This window comes from uncultured Lutibacter sp. (assembly GCF_947495725.1).
In the GTDB taxonomy this organism is placed as follows: Bacteria; Bacteroidota; Bacteroidia; order Flavobacteriales; family Flavobacteriaceae; genus Lutibacter.
On sequence record NZ_CANLZZ010000002.1, the window covers coordinates 509106 to 532005 of the forward strand.

Sequence of the window (22900 nt, forward strand, 5' to 3'; positions counted from 1 at the left end):
ATGAAAAAATATATAATTTATATAGGCATATTAGCTGTTGGACTTCTTCTGGGAAAGTTCCTGTTCAATGATTCTTCAAAAAATAAAACAGAACATAATCATACTAGCACAACAGAAACAAATCAAATGTGGACGTGTTCAATGCATCCACAAATAATGCAACCAGAAGCAGGTGACTGTCCTATCTGTGGTATGGATTTAATTCCTGCCGAAGCAGGTGCTGATGGTTTGTCTGCAGATCAATTCAAGTTAACAAAAAATGCAATGGCATTAGCCAACATTCAAACAACAAAAGTTGGTAAGCATTTAGCTGAAGATAATGTGCTTAAATTATCTGGTAAAATTGCAGTAAACGAAGAAGTTAATTCAATTCAAGTCAGTTATTTTTCTGGAAGAATTGAAAAACTAAATGTAAATTTTACTGGTGAAGAAATTCGTAAAGGACAATTATTAGCAACTATCTATTCACCTGAATTATATGCTGCTCAACAAGAATTATTAACTGCAATTTCATTAAAAGAATCTCAACCAGAATTGTACAATGCCGTTCGTAACAAATTAAAATTCTGGAAACTATCAGATAATCAAATAAACCAAATTGAAGCCTCTGGAAAAGCAAAAGAATTTTTCCCTGTGTATGCAACAGTTTCAGGTACCGTATCTGAAAAATTGGTTGAACAAGGTTCAGCAATAAAACAAGGACAACCTTTGCTGAAAATATCAAACTTAAGTACAGTTTGGGCAAATTTCGATGTGTATGAAAACCAGATAGGCTTATTTAAAATAGGTGAAGAAATTACGATAACTTCTAACGCATACCCTAATAAAGAGTTTAAAGGAAAAGTAAGTTTTATTGACCCCGTTTTAAATACTAAAACCCGTACGGTAACTTTAAGAGTTGTATTAAAAAATAAAAACAATGAATTTAAGCCAGGAATGTTTGTTGAAGGTAAAGTAAATAATGCCACATCAAATACAAATGATATACTAATGATACCTGCATCGGCAGTTCTTTGGACTGGTGAAAGGTCTATAGTTTATGTAAAAACCAATCCTAACGAACCTGTTTTTGAAATGAAAGAAATTGTTTTAGGGAACCAAATTGGAACAAATTATCAAGTTTTAAAAGGTCTAAATAATGGTGATGAAATAGTATCAAATGGTACGTTTACCATAGATGCTGCTGCCCAACTACAAGGTAAAAAAAGTATGATGAATAAAACTGGCGGAACTACAATGACAGGTCACGAAGGGCATCTTGGTATGGAAAATAACATTTCAGATGCTACAGAACATTATGAAATTAATAAACGATTAGAAGCTCCAAAAGAATTTCAAAATCAATTAAAAACAGTGTATGAGAACTATATCATTCTTAAAGATGCATTGGTAGAAGACAATTCAAAAGAAGCTACAAACAGTGCCAAAAAGTTAATTTCAAGCATTCATAAAATAAATATGAAATTACTAAAAGGCGAAGCACATAAGCATTGGATGACTGTAGAAAAAGAAATTAAATCTTCAACAATCGCTATTTCAAATACTGATGATATAAAAGTTCAAAGAGACCATTTTAAGCATTTATCTTCTCATTTAACCAAGGCAATTCAACTATTTGGAATCAACGAAATAGTATATGTAGAATTTTGTCCAATGGCAGATAACAATAACGGTGCATATTGGTTAAGCAAAGAAGAAAAAGTTCTTAACCCTTATTTTGGAGATGCAATGCTTAAATGTGGTGAAGTAAAACAAGTAATAGAATAAATTAAAACAATTATTAATATTTTAAATTTTAAAACAATGAAAAAAGTAATTTTAAGTATAACTGTAGTAGCTTTATTCGTAGCTACAAGCTGCAAAACAGAAACAAAAAAAGATAAAGAGCCTGTAAAAACAGAAGCCAAAAAAGAAATGGCAATGGAAGTTTACCAATGTCCTATGGATTGTGAAAAAGGCAAAACATACGATGAGAAAGGAAATTGTCCAGTTTGTAAAATGGATTTAAAAAAGGTAGAGAAACACGCTAAACATAATGATGAAGATCATTCGGGTCATAATCATTAGAAACTATAAAAAGAGTCCTCAAAAGGGGCTCTTTTTCATAAAATAATAAACACCCCATCTACAGCAGTATTTTTTTAATCTTTACGTCATTCTGAACTTGTTTTGCATCTCATCTTTAAAAGTTAGTCAAGTTCACAACAAACCAAAAATACAGCTTCCAATTCCGCACAGTAAGAGCTTGAAAAAAGCACTTACTTTTTGCCTTTGCGCTTTTCAAATCCGTTTCCATAAGTAACAATAGAACAAAATAGAAACATTCGTGCAGGTAATAAGGTGTTCGCAATACGCACCATTTTGTTACATAAAATATATCTGCAAGGTAAATCCAGAAAAGTACGTCATTCTGAACTTGTTTCAGAATCTCATCACTATAAGTATAGATATAGTTTTAAAACCTTGCATATACCATAAATAGCACTAATTCGTCCACAGTCCTCATTTAGCACTAGTTCATTTATTTTACTTCACACATTCCACGCATCACTCACGCATAGCTATCTTTTACCCCTAAAACCCAATAAGGTATAAATGCATTTTTATTAGGGGTAAACCGCTATTACACTATTTTCGCTCGCCTGCTGCTCACTTCGGGCTAATCAGGTTGTCACAGTTTTTGAAGGCATCCATTTTGCATATAAAATAAACCGCCTGTCCTCACGAATGTGGGTATCTTATAAATGTATTCTTCAATTTTATTTGATTCTGCATCGATAGGTATTTAGCGGATTTATTACATATTGCAAACGCGCACAAGAGCAAAGTATTCCATTAAATTTATAGGATTAATAATTATTTAGTATTTAAAATACACTCACAAAAACGACCTATTAAAATAGCTGTAGAAATACAAGTTATCGAAACGTATGAGTAATCCAAAGAGCGAAGCGGCCTGGAGTCGAAAGTGAGGTAGCGTAGTATTCAAAGCTATTTTAAGAAGTCTTGATTTTTTGTTTCGTTTTGCATCAAGGCAAAATGAATATGACTAACAATTAATATCACTACATAAATTGCACTTGTTTTTCCAACCGCTTCAAAAACTCCGCCAACCTTGCGTGTTCCACGTAGTCGTAGCACGTACTTATGCCGATGGCAACGTACTCTTGCTCCAACACCCTCGTTCAACTCGCTGCGGCTCGCTTTAATGCTTCGCGATTACCTGCTAAAAGAAACTTAAAAACATTATATAAAACGATACTACAAATAACATAATTACAAATTATCTAAATTCTTCAACATTTATTCAATGTAGTTAAAAACATATTTTTGATTCCAATCAATAGCAGTTAGTTTTTTAAAAAACAACTTCAAAATATCTCTTACATAAAACAAGTATTTAGGTTCAAAGTAAAAATAAAAAACATAGCAAATATCGGTTGTTACCATCTCCAGCCGCTTTCTGCCTTTCAAGGTCAAGCCCGTTGGGTTTTGAAAAAAACCTCCACCTCACAATATTTTTAGTAATGATTTCAACTATCAATTTAGGTAGTGTTTTTTACAAAAAACCTTGACAGTCATATCCACACAACCTAGCTGTGGCTATCTTTTTTCTTTTGTTTTCTGAAAAAATTATGTGCGCGAAGCGCATAATTTTAAATGGAGAACTATGTCAACTTATGAAATCAAGACACACCAGGAAGGAAGAACCTACAACAAACCACACTTTTTTATTTTAAACAAAGGTTTAAATAGTGGTAGGCCAATGGAGCAACCTTGCCCAAACTGTTTTGTAATCACAACCGCTTCAGAAGAAACTCGGGAGTCTTTGTATTACCTATGTTTATCACTTAAAACAGGTCAATTCTTTGGCTACTATTTAAAAGGTAGTGTTATTCCGTTTATCTGTATTTCAGATGCAAAAACGGTAATAAATACAGCCTTACAAAATTACGAGCTGCAGCAATGGGAACTAAAAGTTGAAAAGCTTAAAAAAATTACAGCCTTTGAGCAAAATCTAGAATTGCAATTGCAAGCGATTTCAAAATTAAAAATTGCCTTGTTGAGGTCTTGAATTTTTTCTTGTCATTCCTGCGTAGGCAGGAATTCAAACCAACAACAAAAAACCAATAACTAGAATGATGAAACTAATAATTGCAGGAACCAGAACCTTCAACGACTACAAAAAACTATGCACCGAATGTGACAACATTCTCCAAGATCAAAACAACATTGAAATTGTGTCTGGAGCTTATTACAAAGGAGCCGACAAACTTGGAGAACAATACGCAAAAGAGCGAGGATATAAAATAACTAGATTCCCTGCAAATTGGAAAAGATATAGAAGAGCTGCAGGACCAAAACGCAACGAACAAATGGCAGAATATGCAGATACGTTAATTGCCTTTTGGGATGGAAAAAGTAGAGGTACTAAAAATATGATTGAATTAGCAAAAACAAGAGGTTTAAAAGTTAGAACAATTTATAATAATACTAATTGAAAATAATTCTGACAATTATCACCAAATAACTCAATTACTTGTTATAGATTTGAAATACTAATAAAAATTGCAATACTGTTAGTATCATTATTTAATACAAATTTCACTGTTTAATACTTCTATGGAGTGTTAAATCGGATGTTTTGTTTTGATATAACTAGTTGGCTAATAATAAAAAAGACTAACGCATAAACTCAATTAATGACAACACAAACGAAAAAAGAAAAACTAAAAGATTTTAAAAATGAAAATAAGTTTCGGGAGTTTTTAATCGACTTTTTAATAAAAAGTAATTTTAAAGACGTTATTCATACTCATCGATATGGTTTTCCAGAACAAGGAAAAGATATTATAGCAAGAATAGAACACCCAATAACTGGTGATGATTGGTTTGCTTTTGTTGTTAAAAAAGGAAGAATTGCAGGAGGAACAAATGAAATTGAAATGATAAAAAATCAAATTCTCCAATCTTTCGAATATCCTTACAAAGGAGTTAATGGTGATAAAATCAAGATTAACAAAGTTGTTGTTGTTACAAATGAAAATTTCACTAACGGAGCTCAATATCAAATTACTGAAAGCCCTAAATTAAGTTTATATAACAATTTTAGTTTTTGGTGGAATGAGAATTTAATTCCATTAATCGATAAAAATTATTCAGATTTTTGGCTTCCAGGTGATTCATTTGCAAAAGAATTTTCTAAAAATTTTATTAACGATTTACAAAAAGAGATTAGTATTCGCGATTTAAGTATTCAAAAAGTCGATGATAAAAAACTTCAAAAACTTCTTGATATTTTTATAGAACCTAAACTGACAACAGATGAAATTGAGGAAGACAAAAAAACAAAAGAAAAAAATCTAAAAACAAAAAAATTCAGTATAGATAAACTTGAAAAAATTGACACAAACATTTTACTTTCTGGAGAGCAAGGAGTTGGTAAAACAAAAATATTAAATACTTTAGCTTGTAGATTGTCACATCCTCAAACGATTTTCAACAATCAGCAAATACCGATAAAATTAAAAGCTTTAGAGTTAAGAGATTATAGTTTTAACCTTGAGGAATCTATTCACGATATTATTAAATATTATTCTAATCAGTTTTTTGATGAAGAAACTATCAAAAATTACAAAATAATTCCATTTATTGATGACTTTGATTTATTAAGAAGCTCTGAAAAAACTGAATTAAAAGAAAAGTTGAAAAAATACTGTGATAAAAATTCTACACATTTCGTAATAACTTACAGTAAAAGTGAAATCAGTTATAACGATTCAATAAAATCAATAAAAATTCACAATTTCAATATTAAACAAATTGAATCTTTTATTGAGAAATTCTTTGAAGGTACTAGTAGGGCTGAAAAATTTATTCAAATATTAAAAGAAAGTGATATTCTCTCAAAGTTACCAACTACACCACTAACGATATCTCTAATTTCATTGTTATATGACGAAAATAATTTTGAAATCCCAGCAACTTTAAGTGATATATATACTGACTTTACTAATGTTCTACTAGGCAAACTAGAAGTTTATAATAAAACAGAATTATTAATTTATAATTTAAAACGTAGAATTTTCACTTCATTAGCTTTAAAAATGTTAGATGATAGGGTATTTGAGATTTCCTTAAAAGATTTCAAAGTATTTGTAAATTCATTTTTAACTGAAAGAGCGTACGAAAGTCAAACTGAAAATGACGTAATTGAAATAATCGAAAAATCAGGACTTCTTTATATAACTGACAATAATATTATTGGATTTAAACAACAAGCATTTATTGAATTTCTTGCATCAATTGAAATATACCATCATAGACGAGAGACACATTATAGTAAGTTAGTAACAAAGTTTAATGACGTAGCTTGGCAAAACACTGCAATATTTTATGCAGGACATTCAAAAGAGTTAGAAGGAATGATAGATGATGTAATTGAACAGTCACCAAATGTTGATTTAAGAGATTGGTTCATTAACTCAAGTGGAATGGGTTATTTGTCTCAAGCACTATACCAAACAAAACCGATTGAAAGAAAGAAACTTGTTTTAAAATCATTAGAAAATATAATGAAATCTTATCATCATATAAAAAAGATGACTGAAGATGAAGCTAGTGTTTTTTATAAAATGCCATTACCTCTACTATTAGGTACACTTAACCATTGGTTTAATGAAAATTTTAAATCTATAACATTAAAAAATACGTTAAATATAAGTTTTGACGAAATATTCAAACTTGACAATAATTTTGAAAATAATTTCAAAAGTTTAATGATATCAACTACATTAATGACACCTAACATAAACGATGATGAAAAATTCTCAAAATTAATAGAAAGAGAAGAGTTTATGTCACACCCTATACTACCTTTAATAGCCGACTTTGCAATCGAATTAGGTATGATAGAAAAAAAATCCGTTGACAAGGCAATAAAATCTAAAATTGAGACACGAATTAAGAAAAAAAGGGAATATATAAAATCTGTATTAAAAGAACCTGCGTATAGATTCAATGATAAATTTGCATTAGAAAAATAACATTAGCCAACAACTGATATATTTTATTGTTTGGTTCTAGCACACTTACACAAATCCTATCGGATTTTCTTGGTCGCTAATTATTTACTAAATTTATAGCTTAAACAACTCAACAAAAGATACCAAAAAACGTTCAAGCATCAAAAAGCCTGGTTAAAAAATTAACTAGGCTTTTTATTTATTAGAAAATAATCGTTTTAAAATATAAGAAACAAAAAAACTAACCACTGCACCAATAACAGCCATAACAATGGTGAAAATAACATCGTTTAAGCTAATATTTAAAACAGTGGATAGCAAAGTCCCCCCAATAATCCCAGACTTTATTTGAATATTGTTTGCCACTTCAATTGCTAAATTTAAGAGTTAGTCAATTTTAGAATCTAGATCCTTGTCTTTCTTTTTATCAGAAACAACAGCTTGGCTTACAGCCGTAGCAACTGTTCCGGCAACTGTTAAATAAGTGGCAACTGTAATTACTGCAGCAGGTAATGAAATTGGAGCTGCAATTATAACACCACCTGCGGTGGCCAATGCAATTCCAATGTTTCTTAATTTTCTAAAAAATGGAGGAGTCGGTTTTTTATATCGTTCTTTAAGTTTCATAAGTTATGATTTAATGGTTAAGATTACTTTTTCTTTTCGGTCAAATGCTTGGTAGCATAGCGATACAATTTTTTGAAATAATAGTTTTGAAGTAGTTCCTTTTCCAATACCAGATAAATTGGTTACAGGAGCAATACAACCGCGTAATTCTTTTAAAGCATCATTTGCAGGATGAATTAATATTAAGCTTCTATTAATTACATTTTCAAGGATTAAATGATGTTTAAACTTTTCAGAAAATCGAGGTTTTAATACGTAAGTTCCTTCTGGAATACACGAAACAGATTTTTGGTTTTTTCTCCAGGGCAATTCAATAGTAAACCCTAGAAATTTAGAATTCAAGAAAAGGACACTATTCGTGCCCTTTTCAAAATAGGTTCTATGTAAAACCAATTCCATTATACCGTATCAATTTTTACAACTGATAAAGCATTGTAGGTTCCGTTTTTCAACGAATACATTTGTCCGTTTACCTCTTGATAAAACTCAATTCCCAATACAATGAATACTGGATGAGTAGAATTTGCAGGTGCAGTTACTGTTAAACCAATAGCGGCTGTATTTGCACTGTCATAAGGTAAAATAGCAGTTTCGTCATTTTCAAAAGAAGAAGCTTCATTTTCAAAATCCAATTCAGCAGCTCCTGTAACTACTTTAAAATGTGTTGTTCCAGATGGAGCAGCAATTCTAACAGCAGGAGCAAAAGCAGCCAAGTCAACAGAGATATCCCCACTTGCTCTGTCGTAAGTTGTTGAAAATGGAGCAAACAACGTAGAACCAAGTTTACCATTCAAATTAAATTCGAATCCTTCCAAAGAACTCAAAACCCCATCTTGAATAGTTCTCAATCCACGAGCGTTAGTTGTGTCTGTTTTAACTACTTTTAATAAGTCAGTAGTTAATCTACTAACCACTCTTTTGTCTTTTGCATTTTGCAAAAGAATACGAATTGCATTACGTAGAACTTTACCACCTTTACCTGCTCTTCCAAATTCAGAACCATTTTCACGCGTTCTTTGAAACGCAGGGTCATTTGCAATTCTAGATTTGTCAACACCACCTTTTTCGCGAGCAAGGTGTCCATCACTCGTTTTGTAAAAGGAAATTCCACCAATGGTTCCTTTTAATTTAATAATACCGGTTTGTTTAGCCATAATGTTATAAATTTTAAATTCTCAACAAATGAAGCTATCTTTATAAAGGAATTAAAAAACCGAAATCCATCCATTCCGAAAACATCCTTTTTATAACAAATAAGGGTGTATAGGTAAAGTATAAATACTAGTAGGATAAAGTATAGATAGAGTATTAAAATGAAGATAGTAAGAGCTTGTATTTACCCAAAAGACATTCAATGCATCACTGGACGTAGTGAACGCTATGGAAGAAAATTATTGAATACAATCAAATTACATTTCGGAAAACAAAAACATCAATTCATTACTTCAGAAGAATTTGCAGAATATAGTGGTATTAAGCTTGAAATTGTAAACGATTATTTGAGAAAAGTATCATAGTATTTGACATTGTTTGGTGCTATTTGTAGTATTAAAATCGTATATTTGTTAGTGAGATTGAGAGTTAAAACCAATCAATGGATATCAATGGTTAGGTCAACAAATCGGTCAACAAAAATTTAATGGAGTAGGGAAGTCCTTATAAATAAAGAGAAATCTCCAAAGGTTCGAATCCCTTCCTCTCTGCAAAAGAACAACCAAAAAGTAACAAAGCCCTATAGACATTATGTTTGTGGGGTTTTTATTTTGTCTAATTTTCATTTTAAACCAATAAAAACCAGATTTAAAGGGGCTAATTCGGGGTCAGTAAAATAATAATCGTAAATGACCCCGAATAGCGCTGTAGATATTGAAAAAACTGGATGTTCAGAATATTTTTTGATTTATTTTGTGTATATTTATATGCTATTTAAAAAGAAAATTTATGAAAAATTCAATTTCCCTATTATTTTATATCAAAAGAGTTAAAGTTGATATTAATAACAAAGCCAATATTTATCTCAGAATTACTGTAAACAGCCGCCGTGCAGAATTCAGTATTCAAAGAAAAATTCATATTGATAAGTGGAACTCCAACTTGAATAGGGTAAAGGGGTATTCTAAAGAAGCGCAAGAGATAAATCAGTATATCGATTTGATTTCAAATAAAATAAATAAAATTCATCAACATCTTATTGATAAAGAAAAAATCTTTTCAGCTGTACAAATTAGAGACATATACTTAGGGAAAGGTCAGAATCTAAAAATGCTATTAAAAATTTTCCAAGATCATAACAATCAGATTGAGAAATTAGTAGGGAAAGATTTTGCAGCAGGGACTGTTTTACGTTATAGAACGGCCAAATCACATGTAGAGGAATATATCAAATATGAATATAACTTAAATGATATCCCTGTAAATGATGTGGACCATAAATTTATTACAGGTTTTGAATATTATTTGAAAACAGAAAGAAATTGCGCACACAATACAGCAATTAAATACATCACTAATTTCAAGAAAATAATTAGAATTGCCTATGCCAACGATTGGATAACCAAAGATCCATTTTTCAATTGGAAAGCAAGGTTAAAAACTGTAGTACGAGAATACTTAAGTGAGGATGAAATTCAAGAGTTAGTTAAAAAAGAATTTAAGTTACCACGGTTAGACCAGGTAAAAGATATTTTTTTATTTAGTTGCTTTACTGGGTTAGCGTATGCCGATGTTAAAAAGTTAACAAAAAATAGTATTGTAATAGGTATTGATGGAAATAAATGGATAAACACAAAAAGAACCAAAACCAATACTGTAAGTAATATTCCACTACTTCCTGTATCTATAGCTATCATCGAAAAATACGTAAATCATAAAGAGATCAAAGATTTTCCAAAACTACTCCCAGTATTAAGTAACCAAAAAATGAATGCTTACTTAAAAGAAATTGCTGATGTATGTGGAATTTCAAAAAATCTAACCTTTCACTTGGCTAGACATACGTTCGCTACTACTGTCACACTAACTAATGGAGTCCCTATTGAATCTGTTAGTAAAATGTTAGGGCACAAATCTTTAAAAACTACACAGCATTATGCCAAAATTTTAGACAGAAAGGTCAGCGATGATATGGCTCTTTTAAAAGAAAAATTGAATTCATTGGGTACTAAAAATTCAACTCAAGATAAAAAATCAGTTTAAAACCTAAAACCTTTTATCATAATGCAATTTGAACCATAATTTTTTATTTAATTGTTTTCATATTAAATATATTTTATGCTATTTTGTTAAATAATAAGTTGCTAAACTTCTCAATTGATTGCTATATTCTTACAAGACATGCTCTTTTAGGAGTTTTTTGCTATTTATTTAAAAAAATAACCCCACTAGAAAATAATTGTGAAAAAAGGATACGTTAAAATCATAAGTGATTTAGAAAAAGAATTAAAAAAAATTGAGTTAAAAAATACAAATAGCATAGATAAATTTGAAAGCTGTACTAAATTAATCCCGAATTATTTGAATCAATTAAGAAATAGCGTTATATCAGAAGAGTTTATTTGTGAAGAAGATGAGATAACTTTTTTTAAGAAAGTAAAACCAACTATTGTTTCAAAATTCATTTATTACGCCAAACTCTTTCAAATTGAAAGTAAAAGACCTTTAAGCGGTGTAGAGATTCAAAAGGAATATTTTGAATCTGAAATTTGTAAAAATCAGGAATACTTTAATAAGAACCACTTATTTTATAAATATTTCAGAGGAAATAAAACATATTTCGATACCCAGTATTTCCTTCGAAAAAATAAAAGCATTCTAATTCAATTTGATTGTTCTGGCTCATATCTTGATGATCAATTCTCAACAAATCTTGACTCCACTTTTGCAAAATTCATAGGATATGAATTACTCATTAAATATTGCCAAGATGAAATTGAAAAATTGTCATTTCAAAATAATTTAGAAGTGGGTTCATCTGTTGTAAAATCAAATTTAAAATGGACCCTGAGTAAAATTGCATTGATCGAACTTATATATGCCTTAGATAGTTTAAAGGTTTTCAATAACGGAAACGCAGATATCAAGAAAATTGCCTCTGGTTTTGAAACTATTTTTAATATTGATCTTGGTGATTACTATAGAGCTTTCCTAGAAATAAAAATGAGAAAGAAAAATAACACGAAGTTTCTCGACAATTTAAAGAGGGGTTTAATGAATCGTATACTAAAATTTGATCAATAAAACACCCAAGTTGGGTGAAAAAAATTAAGAATAAATTTTGCCCTGTTTTGAGATTTTAAATTGATTTATCCATTTTTAGAACACCAAATAAACTCAAACAATATCAAGAAAAATGTTACAAAAAAAACGCCCCAGCTTGTGATTTTTAGTGAGTTATACTTCACATATTTGTAAAATGAAAGAGATACAAAAAGATACTTTCTCAATTATTAATTACAAAATTGCAAAAAATGGCAGCAAAAATTATTACACCTGAAGACTTAGTTGAATTCAAAGACGATTTACTGAGCGACATTAAAAATTTAATTGGAGATAAACCCAGAGCAACAACCAAAAAATGGATAAAATCTCCAGAAGTAAGAAAGCTACTTGGCTTATCTACAGGAACACTTCAAAATCTCAGAATAAATGGTACGTTACCCTATGCCAAAATAGGCGGAATCATTTATTACGATTATGAAAAAATAATGCAGGTTCTAGAAGAAAACATAGTTAATAACAACGATTAACTACAACAGCCCTTGAAATACTCTTCAAGGGCTTTTAAATTTTACATAAAGTTGAAATCACACAGTATTTAAGTTTTAAATACGCTGTGTAAATGCCAACACCCTAATTTTAAGAGACATGAACTACATCAAACACCTCAACGCTATAATGAAACAGATTTCAAATGATAGCCGCTTAAACCCAACCCATATAAGCTTATATTTTGCCTTATTTTATATTTGGAATTACAATCGATTTCCAAAAGATTTCTTCATAAATCGTGAAGAAGTTATGAGTCAATCCAAAATAGGTTCAAAATCTACATACCATCGCTGTGTTAAAGAGCTAAGCCATTGGAAATACATTGTTTACAGCCCATCTCACAACCCATTTAAAGGTAGTAGAGTAAAGTTGTTTCAATTTGGAACAAGTGAAAAGCTAGGTATGGATTTAGACTATCCCAAAAACGGACAAGCTTCGGTATCTAATATAAACATTAATAAACATAATATAAACTTTATTAAACTAGAGGCAATCGCAAAAGAAAAATTGATTTTAGATTTTTTTAAAAAAGAAAATTACCCTGAATTGGAAGCTGAAAAATTTTTCAATCACTACCAGGGAATTGGATGGAAGGTTGGAGGAAAATCAAAAATTGTCGATTGGAAAGCAACAGCCAAAAGTTGGATGCTAAAAGCTGAAGAAATGAAATTTTCATCTCGAAGCAAGCCGAAAAGAACAAACAATTCAAGCTATGATTTACCACTTGACCATTTTCAAGACAACCTCCACGTCAACCAAAACAAAAGATACGATGAGCCACTCTAACAAATTAAACCGATCTAGGATTTGGAAGCGAGTGTCAAATGTTAGAAGTATCCGTAAAAAGAAATGCTGTTTGAGCACAGCGAGTTCATTTCTTTTAGGATTTGAAAACTAATTTGATCGCTGAAAATCCAAGTCTTGATTTTTTGTTTCGTTTTGCATCAAGGCAAAATGAAAAGAAAATCAAAGATTCTAAAATTTAGAGATCAGTCCCTAAGCCAAATTCACAACTATCAAGCAATAAAAAAACTATGAACCCAACACCACACATTAAAACAGAAGGAACCTCCAAATTCCAAATCGGAGAAATTAAAAACAACACAATCCACTACGATTACGAAAAAATAAAAACCTACCTCAATATCAAAGGCCATTTATTATTTGGAAAAAACTTCAAAATCTACAAAGAAGATGAGGCCTTGCTTTTTAAACTATGCTGTTACTTCATTCAAGACCATTACAGCTGTTCAAAATTGGGAATTGACACTAGCAAAGGAATATTATTATCAGGTCCAGTAGGGTGCGGAAAAACATCTTTAATGAAATTATTACTACACCTAGCACCACATAAAGTCAATTATGAAATCATTCCAACACGAAATATCGTTTTTAATTTCAATGCATCTGGATTTGAAGTGCTAGAAAAATACAGCCAAGCAAAGAGCTTTTGTTTTGACGATTTAGGCGTAGAACCAAAAGGATCACATTATGCAAAAGAATGCAATGTTCTTGGGGAAATCTTGCTTTCCCGATATGATTTATTTGTAGGTAACAATAAATCGGTAGCTGAGATGAGTCGAAGCATAACCCATATTACGACAAACCTCAACGCTGAAGAAATAGAAAAAAGATATGGAAATAGAGTTCGTAGTCGCATTAGAGCAATGTTTAACCTGATTAGTTTTGATGAAAATTCAATAGATAAAAGGAATTGAATCAAAAGAAAAAAAATGAACTTCAGGATTGTACAAGATAGTTTGTTGAAATATAATTATGTAATTTGTTGTACTATTAATAAGATAGATTAATATAAAAACTCTTTGTCAAACATTTAGTTTTAAAGAAGCGTTCATTTTGGTCTAGAATTATTGTTCAGAATATTGTTGAATAGCGGTTATTTAGTAAATATGTAATCGCTTTATTATAAATAATAATTAATTATTTTATGCGAAAATCTCATTTACTGTTTGGAGTTCTTTTATCATTAGCTTGTTTTAAAAATGTATGCTCTCAAGAAAAACATGAAGAAAAGAAAAAACCAAATATCATTTTTATTTTAACGGATGATCAGCGATTTGATGCCATTGGTTATGCAGGTAATGAGTACGTTGAGACACCAGTAATGGATGATTTGGCAAAATCAGGAACTTATTTTAACAATGCTATTGTTACTACACCTATTTGTGCGGCTAGTAGAGCAACCCTTTGGACCGGTTTACACGAACGTTCACATAATTATAATTTTCAAACGGGAAATATAAGAGATGAGTATATGGATAATGCTTATCCAATTTTACTTAAAAATAACGGTTATTATACTGGTTTTTATGGTAAGTTTGGTGTCAAATATGACGATTTAGAAAGTCAGTTTGATGAATATGAAGATTACGACAGGAATAATAGGTATAAAGACAAGCGAGGATATTATTATAAAACTATAGATAATGATACTGTACATTTAACAAGGTATACTGGACAAAAAGCATTAGATTTTATCGATAAAACTTCAAGTGATCAACCTTTCTTGTTGTCATTAAGTTTTAGTGCTCCTCACGCGCACGATGGTGCGGAAGAACAATATTTTTGGCAAAATACAACCAATAATTTACTAGAAGATACAACAATTCCTGGACCAGAACTTACTGATGATAAATATTTTGAAGCTCAGCCTGAAATTGTTAAAAGAGGGTTTAACAGGTTGCGTTGGACATGGCGTTATGATACACCTGAAAAATACCAACATAGTTTAAAAGGATATTACCGTATGATTGCTGGTATTGACTTAGAGATAGCTAAAATACGTGAAAAATTAAAAGAAAAAGGTTTAGATAAAAACACCGTTATTATCGTAATGGGTGATAACGGATACTTTTTAGGAGAGCGTCAATTGGCAGGTAAATGGTTAATGTACGATAATTCTATTCGTGTACCATTAATTGTTTTTGATCCAAGAGTTAATAAGCATCAGGATATTGATGATATGGCTTTAAATATTGATATTCCTTCTACAATAGCTGATATTGCAGGTGTAAAAACACCAGACTCTTGGCAAGGAAAAAGTTTAATGCCTATAGTTAAAAAAGAAAAAACTTCAATTGAAAGAGATACAATTCTTATTGAACATATTTGGGATTTTAGTGAAATTCCTCCAAGTGAAGGAGTTCGTACTTCAGAATGGAAATACTTTAGATATGTAAACGATAAATCTATTGAAGAGTTATATAATTTGAAAAAAGATCCTTTAGAAACAAAAAATCTTATTGGTAAGAAAAAATATCAAAAAATAGCAGAGGAATTAAGATTAAAATGCGACGAGTTAATTAAAAGAAATAGCGATAAATTTAGAGCTGCACCTACAGATTTAACAGTTGAATTGATTAGAGAACCAGAGACTGATGTTGAAATCTTCGACTTAAATCCTGAGTTTGGATGGACAGTTTCAAATGAAGCTAAATTTCAATCAGCATATCAATTATTACTGGCTTCTTCAAAAGAAATTATTGACGCAAATAATGGTGATGTTTGGGATAGTAAACGTGTAAGTTCTAATGTTTCTACAAATGTTGAATATGCAGGAAAAAATCCTTTAGAAGTTGGTAAAACCTACTATTGGAAAGTTAGAATTTGGGATGAAGAAAATAGGTTGGTAGATTATTCTGAGGCTCAAAAATTTACTACAGGAAAAAGTGATAGTTATATAATTTCTACTGAAAATAAATTTGTTATCAGTAAAATTAAACCTGTGAAGTTTGAAAATATAGGAGATTTCTATTTTATGGACTTTGGAAAAGCTGCTTTTGCGACTATAGACTTTACGTACAATGCAAAAAAACCACATACTTTAACAATACGTATTGGAGAACAATTAGAAGGTAAAAATATAAATAGAACACCTGCTAAAAAAAGCAATATTCGTTATCAAGAGTTAAAAGTTGATGTCAAACCAGGACAAACAACGTATAGAATTCCTGTTCAAACTGATGAAAGAAATACAAGACCAAATAAAGCAATTCCATTACCAGAAGGATTTCCTCCGTTAATGCCATTTAGATATGCTGAAGTTGAAGGTGCTCAAGAATCTATTTCTGCTGAAAACTTTGAACAATTAGCATATCATACGTATTGGGATGAAAAAGCTAGTAGCTTTGAAAGTAACAATGATATTTTAAATCAAGTTTGGGATTTATGTAAATACTCAATAAAAGCAACAACTTTTAACGGTTTATATGTTGATGGTGATAGAGAGCGAATTCCCTATGAAGCAGATGCTTATTTAAATCAGTTAAGTCATTATACTACGGATAGAGAATATGCTATGGCAAGACGAACTATAGAGTATTTTATGCAGCATCCAACTTGGCCAACAGAATGGCAACAACATGTTCCTTTATTAATATATGCAGATTATATGTATACAGGAAATACTGAGCTTATTGAACGTTATTATGAAGCGTTAAAACATAAATCATTATACGAATTATCTAACGAAGATGGTTTAATTACTTCAACAAAAGTTGATGCTGAATTTATGCGTAAATTAGGTTTTCCTAATGGTTATAAAAAACCATTAACTGATATTGTAGATTGGCCATCAGCTAATTTTAATGGAAGTAAAACAAAAGGAGAGCGTGATGGTTTTGTATTTAAACCTTACAGTACGGTTATTAATGCGTTCTTTTATGAGAACATGAAAATTATGGCTAAATTCGCTAAGATTCTTGGTAAAACACAAGAAGTATTAGACTTTGAATTAAGAGCAGCTAAAGCTAAGAAAGCTGTAAATGAGCAAATGTTTGATGAAGAACGTGGTATTTATGTTGATGGTATTGGCACAGACCACGCCTCTTTGCACGCTAATATGATGCCATTGGCTTTTGGATTGGTTCCTGAAGAACATTTTCAATCGGTTGTTGATTTTGTAAAATCTAGAGGAATGGCTTGTAGTGTTTATGGAGCTCAATTTTTAATGGATGGTTTATACAACGCAGGAGAAGCTGATTATGCTTTAAAATTAATGACAAGTAAGGATAAAAGAAGTTGGTATAACATGATTCGTGTAGGTTCTACCATAACTTTAGAAGCTTGGGATTTAGAATATAAAAACAATTTAGATTGGAATCACGCTTGGGGTGCCGTACCTGCAAATACAATACCTAGAGGTTTATGGGGAATAAAACCAAAAACACCTGGATTTAGTATAGCAACTATTAAACCTCAAATGAGTAAATTAAAGTCTAGTAAAATTGAAGTTCCAACTGTTTTAGGAACTATAAAAGCAAGTTATAAATTTAACGGAGCTAGATTACAAACTTATGAATTTGAGATTCCAGCAAATATGGTTGCAGAGTTTTCTTTAAATTCTTTAGATGGAAAAAACCTTATTCATAACGGAAAAAAAGTACCTTCAGCATTTGATATGGTTAGATTAGAACCAGGTAAACATACAATTAAACTGGTTATTAATTCATTTTAAATAAAACATATAAGTGTAATTAACCCATTAGTTTTTATTAAAAACTAATGGGTTTTTAGTATAAAAAAATGTCACTTTTTGTTCTGTGTTTTTAATGCTTTTTAAACCTGAAAATAATGTGTTTTTTAAATAAAAGGCGTTTTACCACATAGTACAGGATAAGCTTTACTTGGGCAAATAATATCTTTATCAATGATTATGCTAAATTTATGAATAAAAGGATTGTAAATACATTGTTTTTGTTAAATACACTGATAGCTGTATTTGCTCAAAACCCTATTGTTCCAAATAAAGGGTTGAATGATCCTCATATTCATATTTTTAATGATACAGCCTATGTATATGCATCTCACGACAGATCACCTGATGATAAGGCATTTATTATGGAAGATTGGTGGATTTGGTCTTCTCCAGATTTAGTGAACTGGACAAAACGTAGTGTTTTAGACCCAAAAGACACCTATATAGGTGGTAATTTTCAAGGTTGTTGGGCAACCGATGTTGGCGAAAAAGACGGTAAATTCTATTGGTATTTTTCAGAAAAAAATCAACAAACTGGTGTTGTAGTTGGAAATTCTCCTATAGGCCCTTGGACTGAGCCTTTAGGTAAGCCATTGTTACCTTCAAATTTAACACCGACTGATGAATATGATATGGCTATTTTTGAAGAAAATGGTGAGCATTATATAATTTTTGGTGTATGGGATTATTATATAGCAAAGTTAAATTATGACATGATAAGTCTTGCAGAAGAGCCTAGAAAATTAATTATAAATAATCCAAGAGGTCCATACAATCCTGATGGTGAAAACTTAGAAAAACCAACAGATGATAAACCTTTTGTTCATAAATACAACGATAAATATTATTTATCTTGGGGTTGTTTTTACGCAATGTCTGATAATCTATACGGTCCGTATGATTATAAAGATTCAGTTATAAAAAAGGAAAGTTTTGCCGAAGGATACGATGCGCCAACTTGGCCAAATGGATTTTTACAAGGGCGTCATGGATCATTTTTTCAATGGCATAATCAATGGTATTATACCTATTGCGATATGAGTCAAACAGGTAATCGCTATTTTAGAGATGCCTTTATAAGTTATATTCACTATAAAGAAAATGGTGAAATGGCAACAATTAGAGTTGATGGTGTTGGAGTAGGAAATTATGTTGCTTCGGAAAGTATTCAGACAGAAAACTATTTTAAGGCAGATGGTCTAATTAAAAAAGAATTTGAGAATGACTTTGTAGTAGAAACTTCAGCAAATAAAAGCTATTTAAACTATCCTAATATAAAAGGTTTAGAAGAATATTCTAAATTAAATCTAAATATTCGTGCACCTAAAGGTGGAAATTTTTCTGTTGAAATTCGAAAAGATAGCTTAAAAGGAGAGTTGATAGGTGAAAAAACATTGAAGTTACAAGAAACAACAATTTACCTTCAAAATATCGAAATCAATTTGTCGTCATTGGATAACAAAGAAAACCTCTATTTTTTAATAGAACAACTAAATAATAAATCACTACAAATGGATTCATTTGTATTTTCAAAATAGAATAAAACAAAAGTAAATAATTAAACAATGAAGAAATTACTAATCTTATCTTTCACGGTGTTAAGCATTATGTTTAGCGCTTGTAATGAATCGTCATCAACATCAAAAGATTATAAAGATGCATCTCTTACAATAGATGAACGTGTAGAAGCATTGCTTCCAAAGTTATCTCTTGAAGAAAAAGTAGCACAAATGCGAATTTTTCACGCAAATATTGGTGTGAAATCTGATGAAAATGGAAAATTAAAGCTATCAGAAAGAGTAATAAAAAAATTGAAATTAGGTATTGCTGGAATTAAAAATCCTGGGGAACATATTGATGCAGTTACCGCAGCAAAATTGAATAACGAACTTCAAAAATATATTATAGAAAACAATAGATGGGGAATCCCTGCATTGTTTGTTACAGAATCTTATAACGGAGTTGATGCAGAAGGTTGTACAAAATTTGGAAGACCAATGACGTCGGCAGCATCATTTAATCCAGAATTAGTGAGAAGACAATGGGATATTGTTGGAAGAGAAGCAAGATTAAGAGGAATGCACATGTGTCATTCGCCTGAAGCAGATATTGTTCGTGATCCACGTTTTGGGCGAATGAGTGAAGCTTTTGGAGAAGATACATATTTAACTACTCAAATGGTTAAAAATGCAATAATAGGTGTGCAAGGTAACTATGAAGGGTTAGGGAACGGAACGCACATTGGTGCAGTTGCAAAGCATTTTGCTGGCTATGGACAAGTGTTAGGTGGCTCTAACTTTGCAGCTATTGAAATATCTGAAAGAACTTTAATTGATGAGATTTATCCACCATTTGAAGCAGCTATAAAAGAGGCGAAAACTTTAGGAATTATGGCTTCACATGGTGATTTAAATGGTATTGCAAGTCATGGAAATCCTGAATTACTTACAGGAGTATTGCGTGATGATTGGGGGTTTGAAGGTTATGTGGTTTCAGATTCAAATGATATTGCACGTTTATTTTACTTTATGAATGTAGCAGAATCACCTGAAGCTGCCGCAAAAATGGGATTAGAAGCAGGGATTGATATTGATTTGTATGCTGAAGATTCTTACGCATATCTTCCAAAGATGGTTGAGAAAAACCCGGAATTAGAAAAGTTAATTGATAGATCAGTAAGGCGAGTTTTAAGAACTAAATTCATTTTAGGGTTGTTTGATAATCCATATCAAGATATTGAAGAAGTTAAAAAAGGTGTTCGTTCAGAATCTTCATTAGCATTAGCAAAAGAATCAGATTTAGAATCTGTGATTTTATTAAAAAATGATAATAAAACACTTCCGTTAAATAAAAACAAATCACTTAAAGTAGCTCTTTTAGGACCATTAGTTAAAATGAATACAAGAGAAATGTTCGAATCAGTTGTTGGAAATAAAGTAAAGTTTGAATCAGAAAAAGGATTTCAATTAACTGATGAGAAAAAAGGAACTCCAAATTTGTTAGAAAAAGATCCAAAGGCCATTGCAAAAATGGTTGATATGGCAAAAAGAGCCGATGTGTCTATCCTATTTCTGGGAGGTGATGAGCATACATCAAAGGAAGCCTTTTTTAACCATGCCTTAGGCGATAGAGCAACTATTGAACCAGTTGGTGCACAAGATGAATTGGTTGAAAAAATTACAGCCTTAGGTAAAAAAGTAATTGTTGTTTTAAAACATAGACGAACACTATCAATAAATACAATTGCAGAAAAAGCAGATGCTATTTTAGATACTTGGGATTTAAGTGAATTTGGTGATGAATCTACTGCTAGAATTATTTTTGGAGAAGTATCACCTTCAGGTAAATCTCCAGTAACCATTCCAAGATCTATTGGTCAACTTCCATACCATTATAGTATGAAAGAAATTAACTACAAAAAAGAATACTTATTTCTAGGTAAAGGGCCACTTTATCCTTTTGGGCACGGGTTGAGTTATGGAGATTTTGAATATTCAGATATAAAAATATCAAACCCCGAAATTACACCAGATACCGAAATAGAAGTTAGCGTAACGGTAACTAACCAAGGAAAATTTAAGGCGAAAGAAGTGGTTCAAATGTATATAAAAGATGAAATTGGTTCTGTAACAAGACCAGATAAAGAATTAAAAGGTTTTGAAAAGATTGAATTAGATTCAGGAGAAAGTAAAACTGTTTCATTTAAAATTACACCAAAAATGTTAGAGTTTACTGGTGTTAAAATGAATAAAGTATTAGAAGCAGGTGATTATACAGTGAAAATTGGAACATCATCTCAAGAGTATTTGGAAACAACATTTAAACTAAAAAAATAAATTAAAAAAAATGAACAAGTCTATATTAACACTTTTTGCAGTTTTTACACTTTTTAACTGCTCAGTAGCTCAAAAAACAACACTTCAAGAGCCTATAAATAAATCGGATGTTAAAGCTGCAATGATAAAAGCTTTAGAATGGCAAGAAGCACATCCTATTTTTGCCATAGCACCTACAGATTGGACAGCAGGAGCATATTACACAGGTGTGGCCAGAGCACATAAAACTACTAAAGATATGATGTATATGGCAGCTTTAAAAAATCAAGCGTATTGGAATAATTGGCAAACATATACAAGGTTACATCATGCAGATGATGTAGCTATTTCATACAGCTATTTGTATATAGGGATGAATGATAAAAGAAAAGGCTTTGTAGATTTAGAGCCTACTAAAAAATTCTTAGATGCTCATTTGTATGAAGATGATGTTTGGAAACAAGGAACTAGAAAGAACGAAATGGGTCAAACTATTTTGTGGTGGTGGTGCGATGCTTTATTTATGGCACCTCCTGTTCTTAATTTATATGCAAAGCATACAAAACAACCTAAGTATTTAGACGAGATGCATAAATTTTATATGCAGACATATAATCAGCTTTACGATAAAGAAGAAAAATTGTTTGCGAGAGATATGCGTTATGTATGGAAAGGTTCAAAAAAAGATAAAAAAGAGGCCAACGGTAAAAAAATATTTTGGTCTAGAGGAAATGGTTGGGTGCTAGGTGGCTTAGCATTAATATTAGATGATATGCCAAAGGACTACAAACATTATTCTTTTTATGAAAATTTATATGAAGAAATGTCTGCTAGAATTCTAGAGTTACAACATGAAGATGGTTTATGGCGTACAAGTTTATTAAGTCCTGAATCTTTTAACCATGGAGAAGTAAGTGGAAGTGGATTTTATACTTTTGCTTTAGCTTGGGGGCTAAACAATGGTTTATTAGAAAAATCGAAATATGCACCAGCGGTTAAAAAAGCTTGGAATGCTTTAGCTGCTTGTCAACATGAAGATGGAAGAATAGGTTGGGTTCAAAATATTGGAGCATCACCCGAACCAGCATCCTTTGATAGCTGGCAGAATTTTGGGACTGGAGCCTTTTTGATGGCAGGTAGTGAAATTCTAAAATTAGAAGACTAATTTC

At 31.0% G+C, this 22900-nt stretch carries 18 protein-coding genes; 15 read left to right on the forward strand and 3 right to left on the reverse strand.

Features of this window, described 5'->3' with window-relative positions:
* The 5 genes from Q0776_RS05785 (at position 1) to Q0776_RS05805 (ending at position 7046) form a co-directional block, all read left to right on the forward strand.
* Complete coding sequence (locus Q0776_RS05785) at positions 1-1767, forward strand: efflux RND transporter periplasmic adaptor subunit (RefSeq protein ID WP_090120025.1); 1767 nt, start codon at positions 1-3, stop codon at positions 1765-1767.
* Between the two features lie 36 nt (positions 1768-1803).
* A complete protein-coding gene (locus tag Q0776_RS05790; protein ID WP_090120026.1) occupies positions 1804-2067 on the forward strand; it encodes a heavy metal-binding domain-containing protein in 264 nt (87 codons plus the stop codon).
* A gap of 1603 nt (positions 2068-3670) precedes the next feature.
* Positions 3671-4075, forward strand: a complete 405-nt coding sequence (locus Q0776_RS05795; protein WP_090120369.1) for a hypothetical protein — start codon at positions 3671-3673, stop codon at positions 4073-4075.
* A gap of 64 nt (positions 4076-4139) precedes the next feature.
* Positions 4140-4502 (forward strand): DUF2493 domain-containing protein, encoded by a 363-nt coding sequence (locus Q0776_RS05800; RefSeq protein WP_240241929.1) that lies wholly within the window; start codon positions 4140-4142, stop codon positions 4500-4502.
* Between the two features lie 201 nt (positions 4503-4703).
* A complete protein-coding gene (locus Q0776_RS05805; protein WP_240241928.1) occupies positions 4704-7046 on the forward strand; it encodes an AAA family ATPase in 2343 nt (780 codons plus the stop codon).
* Between the two features lie 366 nt (positions 7047-7412).
* Here the strand turns inward: Q0776_RS05805 and Q0776_RS05810 are convergent, their stop codons facing one another.
* From Q0776_RS05810 to Q0776_RS05820, 3 genes are read right to left on the reverse strand one after another with little or no spacing between them, the layout of a single operon-like run.
* Positions 7413-7652 (reverse strand): hypothetical protein, encoded by a 240-nt coding sequence (locus Q0776_RS05810; protein ID WP_090124686.1) that lies wholly within the window; start codon positions 7650-7652, stop codon positions 7413-7415.
* Positions 7653-7655: 3 nt separating this feature from the next.
* Positions 7656-8051, reverse strand: coding sequence for a DUF5675 family protein (locus Q0776_RS05815; protein WP_240241927.1), 396 nt, complete (start codon positions 8049-8051; stop codon positions 7656-7658).
* Positions 8051-8806 carry a hypothetical protein gene (locus Q0776_RS05820; RefSeq protein WP_240241926.1) on the reverse strand — a complete coding sequence of 252 codons (756 nt, stop codon included), beginning with the start codon at positions 8804-8806 and terminating at the stop codon, positions 8051-8053. Before Q0776_RS05820 ends, Q0776_RS05815 begins: the two co-directional genes overlap by 1 nt.
* Before the next feature lie 159 nt (positions 8807-8965).
* On the opposite strand from Q0776_RS05820, the gene Q0776_RS05825 reads away from it, so the two are divergent.
* The 10 genes from Q0776_RS05825 to Q0776_RS05870 all read left to right on the forward strand — a co-directional run bounded on the left by Q0776_RS05825 (position 8966) and on the right by Q0776_RS05870 (position 22896).
* Positions 8966-9169, forward strand: coding sequence for a hypothetical protein (locus tag Q0776_RS05825; RefSeq protein ID WP_090120032.1), 204 nt, complete (start codon positions 8966-8968; stop codon positions 9167-9169).
* A gap of 424 nt (positions 9170-9593) precedes the next feature.
* Positions 9594-10847: a site-specific integrase gene (locus tag Q0776_RS05830; protein ID WP_298365922.1), complete on the forward strand. Its 1254-nt coding sequence runs from the start codon at positions 9594-9596 to the stop codon at positions 10845-10847.
* A gap of 198 nt (positions 10848-11045) precedes the next feature.
* Positions 11046-11888 (forward strand): RteC domain-containing protein, encoded by an 843-nt coding sequence (locus Q0776_RS05835; RefSeq protein ID WP_298365924.1) that lies wholly within the window; start codon positions 11046-11048, stop codon positions 11886-11888.
* A 230-nt stretch (positions 11889-12118) separates the two neighbouring features.
* Entirely contained in the window at positions 12119-12397 is a 279-nt protein-coding gene (locus Q0776_RS05840; RefSeq protein WP_298365925.1) for a helix-turn-helix domain-containing protein, read from the forward strand.
* A gap of 148 nt (positions 12398-12545) precedes the next feature.
* Positions 12546-13205, forward strand: coding sequence for a hypothetical protein (locus tag Q0776_RS05845; RefSeq protein WP_298365927.1), 660 nt, complete (start codon positions 12546-12548; stop codon positions 13203-13205).
* A gap of 248 nt (positions 13206-13453) precedes the next feature.
* The gene (locus Q0776_RS05850) at positions 13454-14137 is read left to right on the forward strand and encodes an ATPase (RefSeq protein WP_298365929.1); all 684 of its coding nucleotides are present in this window, start codon (positions 13454-13456) and stop codon (positions 14135-14137) included.
* A gap of 230 nt (positions 14138-14367) precedes the next feature.
* Positions 14368-17895 (forward strand): sulfatase-like hydrolase/transferase, encoded by a 3528-nt coding sequence (locus tag Q0776_RS05855; RefSeq protein ID WP_298365931.1) that lies wholly within the window; start codon positions 14368-14370, stop codon positions 17893-17895.
* Positions 17896-18104: 209 nt separating this feature from the next.
* Positions 18105-19454 carry a family 43 glycosylhydrolase gene (locus Q0776_RS05860; RefSeq protein WP_298365934.1) on the forward strand — a complete coding sequence of 450 codons (1350 nt, stop codon included), beginning with the start codon at positions 18105-18107 and terminating at the stop codon, positions 19452-19454.
* Positions 19455-19481: 27 nt separating this feature from the next.
* Positions 19482-21752: a glycoside hydrolase family 3 N-terminal domain-containing protein gene (locus tag Q0776_RS05865; protein WP_298365935.1), complete on the forward strand. Its 2271-nt coding sequence runs from the start codon at positions 19482-19484 to the stop codon at positions 21750-21752.
* A gap of 10 nt (positions 21753-21762) precedes the next feature.
* Positions 21763-22896 carry a glycoside hydrolase family 88 protein gene (locus Q0776_RS05870; RefSeq protein WP_298365936.1) on the forward strand — a complete coding sequence of 378 codons (1134 nt, stop codon included), beginning with the start codon at positions 21763-21765 and terminating at the stop codon, positions 22894-22896.
* The last annotated feature ends 4 nt before the right edge of the window (positions 22897-22900 follow it).